The sequence below is a fragment of the Myxosarcina sp. GI1(2024) genome, assembly GCF_053543375.1.
In genome coordinates this window covers 1,417,246-1,424,091 of sequence record NZ_JBKGTY010000001.1, presented here as the reverse complement: position 1 = coordinate 1,424,091, position 6,846 = coordinate 1,417,246, and the positions used below count along the sequence as shown (strand labels likewise).

Annotated in this window: 6 protein-coding genes and 2 pseudogenes; 2 read left to right on the top strand and 6 right to left on the bottom strand. The window is 41.6% G+C overall.

Annotation, left to right across the window (positions count from 1 at the left end):
• A pseudogene (locus tag ACLFKQ_RS06840) lies at nucleotides 1-140 on the top strand (IS5 family transposase); the annotation flags it as partial.
• 10 nt (nucleotides 141-150) lie between these two features.
• Here the strand turns inward: ACLFKQ_RS06840 and ACLFKQ_RS06835 are convergent.
• The 6 genes and pseudogenes from ACLFKQ_RS06835 to ACLFKQ_RS06810 form a co-directional block, all read right to left on the bottom strand.
• Nucleotides 151-1,332, bottom strand: a pseudogene (locus ACLFKQ_RS06835) (sodium/proline symporter); the annotation flags it as partial.
• A gap of 21 nt (nucleotides 1,333-1,353) precedes the next feature.
• Nucleotides 1,354-1,827, bottom strand: a complete 474-nt coding sequence (locus ACLFKQ_RS06830; RefSeq protein ID WP_448999083.1) for a methyltransferase — start codon at nucleotides 1,825-1,827, stop codon at nucleotides 1,354-1,356.
• Entirely contained in the window at nucleotides 1,805-2,407 is a 603-nt protein-coding gene (locus ACLFKQ_RS06825; protein ID WP_448999082.1) for a methyltransferase family protein, read from the bottom strand. Before ACLFKQ_RS06825 ends, ACLFKQ_RS06830 begins: the two co-directional genes overlap by 23 nt.
• Before the next feature lie 76 nt (nucleotides 2,408-2,483).
• Nucleotides 2,484-3,845, bottom strand: coding sequence for an ATP-grasp domain-containing protein (locus ACLFKQ_RS06820; RefSeq protein WP_448999081.1), 1,362 nt, complete (start codon nucleotides 3,843-3,845; stop codon nucleotides 2,484-2,486).
• A gap of 75 nt (nucleotides 3,846-3,920) precedes the next feature.
• Nucleotides 3,921-4,763: an O-methyltransferase gene (locus ACLFKQ_RS06815; protein WP_448999080.1), complete on the bottom strand. Its 843-nt coding sequence runs from the start codon at nucleotides 4,761-4,763 to the stop codon at nucleotides 3,921-3,923.
• An 11-nt stretch (nucleotides 4,764-4,774) separates the two neighbouring features.
• Nucleotides 4,775-6,016 (bottom strand): sedoheptulose 7-phosphate cyclase, encoded by a 1,242-nt coding sequence (locus ACLFKQ_RS06810; protein ID WP_448999079.1) that lies wholly within the window; start codon nucleotides 6,014-6,016, stop codon nucleotides 4,775-4,777.
• Between the two features lie 646 nt (nucleotides 6,017-6,662).
• On the opposite strand from ACLFKQ_RS06810, the gene ACLFKQ_RS06805 reads away from it, so the two are divergent.
• A partial coding sequence (locus ACLFKQ_RS06805; protein WP_448999078.1) for a hypothetical protein occupies nucleotides 6,663-6,846 on the top strand: 184 nt, incomplete at its 3' end.

Sequence of the window (6,846 nt, the reverse complement as noted above, 5' to 3'; positions counted from 1 at the left end):
TGTACAAGGAGCGACATCTAGTTGAGTGCTTTTTTAACAAACTTAAATACTATCGTCGCGTTTTCAGCCGTTTTGACAAAACTGACGAATGTTATTTGGGATTTGCCGAATTTGCTTCGGCTTTAATTTGGTTGCGTTAATTGTGTCAACAGAACCTAAGACAGACCAGGCGAAGGTAATCAAACTGAATACACTGTCGTTATTAACTAAAGCAATTACCAAAACAATAGCAGTAACCGTTAGAGTCCGAATTTTGACAAAGCGATAGGATTTAGCCATTCCAGGAAACAAGTCTTGAGTTAATGCTGCCGAACAGGATAGAATTTGTGAATCTGCAGTAGACATTGTAGCGGCAAACAAACCCGCCAACATTACTCCCACTAAAACCCCTGGCAATAAATCCACAGAAAGATCTAGTAGTGCTAACTCTGGATCGCTGATATTTGGTAACAGGACTCGACCAGCCAAACCAATAAAGATCGCCGTAAAAGCCGTAATTACGCCGCAAATCGCTCTAATATCGCGAGCCTTGCCCATATTATCGGCAGAATCGAGTGCCATTGCTCTAACTAAAATATGAGGCTGTCCTACTGCACCGAATCCCGCTACCAACCAACCGATGAAAAAGGGTAAAAAGCCCCAAGCTAGATCTGAAGGAAACAAAGTTACTAAGTTTGCATCTATCTGTCCGAGGTTGCGAACTATGTTTGCCACGCCGCCACCTTCGGCAATAGTCACCACAAACAAAATTAGTAACGCACCAATTATAACTATAGTTTGTACCGCATCTGTCCAGATTGAGGCGCGGATGCCTCCAGAAAAGCAATAGGCAACAACCACGATCGCACCGATAACGATCCCCCAAGAGTAATCCCAACCGAAAAGACTGTTGAGGGCTTTACTTCCTGCCAGTAGCTGTGCTGCGGCATATGTACCCAAAAAGGCAATGGTAATTAAAGCAGAAATTATGGCAATCCAACGATAACCGGACTGTCTCTGCGCCAAGAAAGCAGGGACGGTTTCCGAATTATAATCTTCTGATACCAGACGCAATCTTTTAAAAACTAACAGCCAAGCAAGATAATCACCAATTGCCCAGCCAATTGCCAACCAAATCGCCGATAAACCTTGAATATAAGCATATCCAACCTGTCCTGTAAACAAAAAAGCACTCTGGCCGGTTGATAAAGCCGATAGTGCCACCAGCCAGGGATTGACCTTTCTACCAGCCAAGAGATAGTCGGCAGTGGTATCTTGCTTCTGAGTCACCGAGTAAATACCTACTATGGTAAATAACAGCAAAAAAGCGATAAAGGTAAGGGCGATCGTCATTATAAGTTTGTGATTGACTGCTTATCGTTTGCTAAATTCCATACCTGAAAGACTGTTATCGGTTTTAATTACTCTTTCTAATTTAAAGCCGCTCTGCTCGAATAAATCTTGAAACTGCCTTTTAGTACGCCAGCCCCCGCCGGGAGTAGCAACGTTAATCTGTACGGCAAAAATTCCCGGCATAATACCGTCGGCTTCTACTTTAGGTTCATCAATGTCGGGAACGAAGGACTGTAGTAAGATTACTCTACCGTGTGCGGGTAGGGCGCGTTTGCAGTTTGCCAAAATTTTCAGCGCATCTTCGTCATTCCAAGCCGAGATAAAGTGCTTCATCACGATCGCATCGGCACCTTCTGGCACTTTTACAAACACATCCCCTGTTTTAATTTCAATGGCATCTGCATCTAATCTTTGCTGGGCGATGTATGCTGTTGCTGTTTCGGCTACATAAGGCACGTCAAATAAGATTCCCTTACAAGCCATATCGTTTGACAATATGGCAAATCAATCCTCCTTGTCCGCCGCCGACATCCATAACCGTATTAAATTGACTGAAATCGTAAGCATCTAGCAAACCCTCAACTTGGAAATTAGTTAAAAAACTCATTGCCTTAATAAAGGTGTCGCCACTCCATTGGTTATCGCGGCAATATTCATATACTCCTTTACCATTAGCGAGTTCAAAAGGAACTAGACCTTTTTGCAACCCTTCTGGCAAATTTCGCCAAGCATCCCACTGTGCGGGTTCGATTAAGTGCATCGCCAAATGTCCTGCCGAGGGTTCTTTATTAGTTACCAAAAGAGAAGATACTTCGGTAGGCGCGAATACTCGTTCGGGCTTTTCTTCTAGCACGTCTATATGAGCTAGGGCACGCAAAATAAAGTAGAGTCTTTCTGCATTGGTGTTAGTTTTACTCGCCAAACTTGCTAAGCTTTGTTCTCCTTCATCCTCAAGCAGATTGAAGATTCCCAAGCGAGTAGCTACGTAAAGACATTTGCTTTTAACAAAAGTTAACATTAAATCGAAAACTTTTTGTTTGGCTGGTGTATTAGGATTAGAAACAATGGATCCCATTATTAGTTAATTGTCGAGAGTTAATAGTTAATTGATAGTTGAACTTGAGATTCAAAATTTAATTTATTTCCAGACCTCAATCGCCACCAAGTTCGACTAACTTACCGATGTTGAAATCGATTTTGACCCAACCTTTGAGGCGACGGAGATTGTCTAGTAGCAAGAGAGGGATTTGCCAGTTATGCAGCATCAAAAATGGCAGAGGATCGTTTGGATCTAAAATAGCGTCCGTACCGGTGGTTATTTTATGCCACCAGGCTTTAAGTTCGGATAAAGAGTTAATTCCAGTCAACCGCCATAACTCATGATAAGTCCAGTAAGTTGGTTTACTATCGGGTAGGGGAGTAATTGGGGCTTCTCCTGGTTCGCCATCGGTTAGATAAGCTCGAGCTACATCTGGATGATCGTGAAACATGGTAATAGCAGAATGCAGGCGAGGGTTACATTCGATGGGATAGACAGTTCCGTCTTCTGCTTGAATTACGTCAAAACAAATTTGTCCGGTTAAATTCATCTCACCCACAAATTTTGCCACCCATTGATAGATCGCTGGTTTGTCTACCTGCTGATAATTTATTTGAAAAGGGGAAGATTCCGAACAACAGTGCAGCCTAATCTTACCCTTACGTGCCGTGGCGTGAAAACAGTACTCTTTTCCCCGAATAAATTCTTGCATTACCCAGGGTTTAGCTTCACTAATGGGTAAGCTCTTGACATAACTTTCCATGCCTGCAAAAGGCAATCTAGTTAAATCGAGACGCAGAACCGAATCGTAAGGAATACTTTTGAGGATATATTTACTGCCGTCACTGTCGAAATCAAAATCGAGAACTTGCTGCGGATCGCTGATGCGAAAGACTTTGGGAGCAGATAAACCCAGTTCCCGTGCTTTAGAACAAAAAGCGTATTTATCGTCCAGAATTTTAGTTATTTCTGGGTCGAGATGAATTGCCTCACAATAGGGTTCTAAAGTTTTTTTGGCTAGAGAATCATAGTAACTGGCTATGGGACTAGAAACGGGAATAAAAACATCGATTTGGTTTTGTTTGACTATTGCTAGTAATGCCCGACAGTAGCCATCTGGGTCTTTTTCGGGAACGGGAACGGTAAAAAAACCTTTTACAGCACGGGAAAAACGATGACCAGACAGCCAATATTTATGGGTTTCAACTAAAAATACCTCGTGCCCGTCGCGATGAAAACAGCGCGCTAACTGCAAGGCTTTAGTCATCTTGGCACCGGTAATCAAAATTCGTTTTTTCTCTTTTAAAGTCGTAGTTTTAGGTTTAAATGCTCTCTTTAAAGTGTTTCTAATTAAGGTCAAACCCACTACAGCAAGATTAACAGGAAGCAAAAGTAATAACAGAGTAAGAGTACCGAGGTTTTTGAAGAGTGCTGAAGTCGCTCGTCGTCCCGAAACAAATAATATTTGTGTCATATAAATTTACCGTTAGAACCACAGCTCGAACGACGAGTAGAGACATATGGCGATACGTCTCTACAGGCTCGAATGTTAAAGTTTAGACTTATTATCCTTGCGTTTGATAATTGTCAAGCCATCCCTCAAGGGAATTAAGACTTGTTCGACGCGAGGATCCTTGACGACAAAGCGGTTAAACTCGGCGATCGCTCTACCGTTGTTCGTCCGCTCGGCTGGTGCGAGATAAGGTTGTCCCTGCATAAGGGTATTATCTACGCAGATAAAACCATCGGGAGCGAGTAACTCGGTATCTAAAAGCAAACGGAGATAATCGATATATTCACTCTTATCCGCATCGATAAACACCAAATCAAAAGTTTGTCCTTCCTCTACCAACTGCTGCATGGTTTCTAAAGCTGGTGCGACTCTAACTTCAATTTTCTCTCCGTGTGGAGAAGCAGCAAAACAATCCAGGGCAAATTTGGCTACATAATCGTCTACTTCGCACGCTATGACATAGCCATCATCCGGTAGAGCTTCGGCGATCGCCAGTGCGGAATAGCCGGTAAACATTCCTACTTCTAGGACGCGCTGGGACTTAGTTAGAGACACCAGCATTTTTAATAGCTGTCCCTCAATATGTCCCGACAGCATTTCTTGTTCTAAGGCGCGCACTGTTTCTCCATCGCTAAAGCGTTTGCTCCAGTCTTCAAGTTGGGTTTTTTCAACTAATTGGGCTAAAGCTTCAGACTCTGAGGTAGTACATTCTTCTAAATAAGGATCTAGACCTGCGGCTAGATGATATGCTCGATCTATGGATGTCTCAAGTTGGTCCGAAACTGCCTCGGTTTTGGCTAGCTTGAGGATTTGTTCTAGCTGCTGGACGAGAATTCCCAAGGGAGTAACTGGTCTAGCAGTTTTTTTGGTTCCTGCCATACTTACCACGATTATTTACTCCCTGCTAATTCTAATGCTTCTTCTTTACCTTGATTCATATACACTTGCGTACCCAACCCGGCATCGGGGTAGTCGGCACAAATGCGTCTGTGTTCGGCTAGCGCTTCTTCTAACTCTTCTTTGGTTAGGTAGTTGATAAAATAGCACGTACCAATGGGTTTGGGGACTGCGGCTCTGAGTAATCCGTCTCTGGTTTGAGTAATGGATTCGCTGGCTTTCCACAACAGATCGATTTCCAGTAGGGGATTGTCTAATGCCAAACCAATGTTATTCATCGTCTGAAGAATGCGATCTCGTTGTTCGGCAGTAATATAACCCCGCATTGCTGCTAATGTCGCCGACAGTGCCATGTCGATATTGACTGCATGACCGTGATATAGCGGAACCTCCGGCGTAAGCTCTACCGTGGGACTCCAAGTATGTCCGTAAGCGATGACGCGATCGAGGTCTAATTCGTGAAGGTTGGGAGCTTCTAACTCCAGCATCTTTTCGATCGCTTTGTAGGTAACTTGTCTGCCGATTTCCTTAATCTCTGCATTACCATTGAGATAGCCAAAACGGGTTTCTAGTAGCTGTTTGCCATGTTTTTCTAGTAGCTCGAATACTTCTCGATGAGAGACTACGGCAATCTTGACTAGTTCTGCCATCCCGTTACGCACTTGTGCCGTGGGTAGGGTACGCAGAAATGAAAAATCTAAGATGACTTGCTTAGAAGCATGATAGGCACCAAGGCGATTTTTGAGTTTTTTGTGGTTGACTGCTACTTTGATGGCAACGCTGGCATCCACCAAACCGATCATTGTGGTCGGAATGCGAATATAGTTGCTGCTGCGACGATATGCCGCACAGGCGAAACCGGCAACGTCAGTAATCAAGCCACCGCCAACCACTAACACTGGCTCTTTACGTACTAAACCAAATTCGGCAAAAGCATCGACGATTTTTTCTAACGTCCGCATACTTTTATCTAGTTCGGTAATGATGATGGGGAATACGGTTAGTTCGATTTCATAATGCTGGAAGTAATTATCGATCTGGTCTCGATAGAGCCGATATACATTGGCATCTATCACCATTAAACAGCGTCCAAATTTGCGATAATTTTCAGCTATTTCTGAGTTTTTGGTTTTGAATACACCTTCTACGAACAATAGTTCGTATTCGATTTTTTCATATCCTTTTACTCGAAAGATCTTGTCCGTAGCTACAAACTTAGCTTCAATTTGACTCATTATTTTTTGCTCGAATACGACTTAAAAACTTCCGCAAAATAAATAATTTTGCAGGCTGAACTGAAACTAGGTAGTTCCCTTTAAATAAAAACTATCTAGAACGCAGCAATTATCATTGCTTTGACATAGTTGCAAAAATCCACAGCATAAATAGTTAATCCATTGAAGGCAATGGCAATAATTTTACTGCGCATTCAGCAGCTTAGTTGTTTTTAACTTTTAGCCAAGCATTTTCTATTTCCACAAAAAACTGTATGGAATTGCAGAGCTAAATTTAAAACAATAATTCTGCTTTTAAAAAATACTTTCGACAATTTGTTTGGCTGTTTGGCTTTTTCTTTCCAACCCCAATCTCGATTTATTTAAACACATTTGCTATACCATGAGTATCTAAATATAGTCATAGTTAGAAAAAAACATCATTAAGTTGGGACTAAATACTAAAAAAGCCTAAAGCTCCGCAAAAACTAACTTACTTCTACTTTATTTATTAAAGCAAGTTTACAATGTTGATTCTATCACTATTTATTAAAAAAATGTAAAAAAAAATTAAGTTTATAGTTTTTCCCAAATGTTTATCTTATGTCGGTTGACAAATTTTATAAAATCCTATACTTGCTTTTAAAAAAATTAGCAAGTAGGAAAAATGATTGAAATCCCACGACAACAGTTAGATGTTCGACTAAAATGTAAATTTCATCACATATTAAAAGCTCGAAGGTTAACCCAGTGCCATAACCTTACTCGCAGCGAAGTAAATTTTTTAGCTACTCTACTGTTAACGGTACTTAAACAAAAATCAAGCCCAAACAAAGCCCAAACTAGCTTTA

Coding starts and splice junctions, on each gene's coding strand:
- ACLFKQ_RS06810 (WP_448999079.1), bottom strand. CDS start 6,016: ATGAGTCAAATTGAAGCTAAGTTTGTAGCTACGGACAAGATCTTTCGA.
- ACLFKQ_RS06815 (WP_448999080.1), bottom strand. CDS start 4,763: ATGGCAGGAACCAAAAAAACTGCTAGACCAGTTACTCCCTTGGGAATT.
- ACLFKQ_RS06820 (WP_448999081.1), bottom strand. CDS start 3,845: ATGACACAAATATTATTTGTTTCGGGACGACGAGCGACTTCAGCACTC.
- ACLFKQ_RS06825 (WP_448999082.1), bottom strand. CDS start 2,407: ATGGGATCCATTGTTTCTAATCCTAATACACCAGCCAAACAAAAAGTT.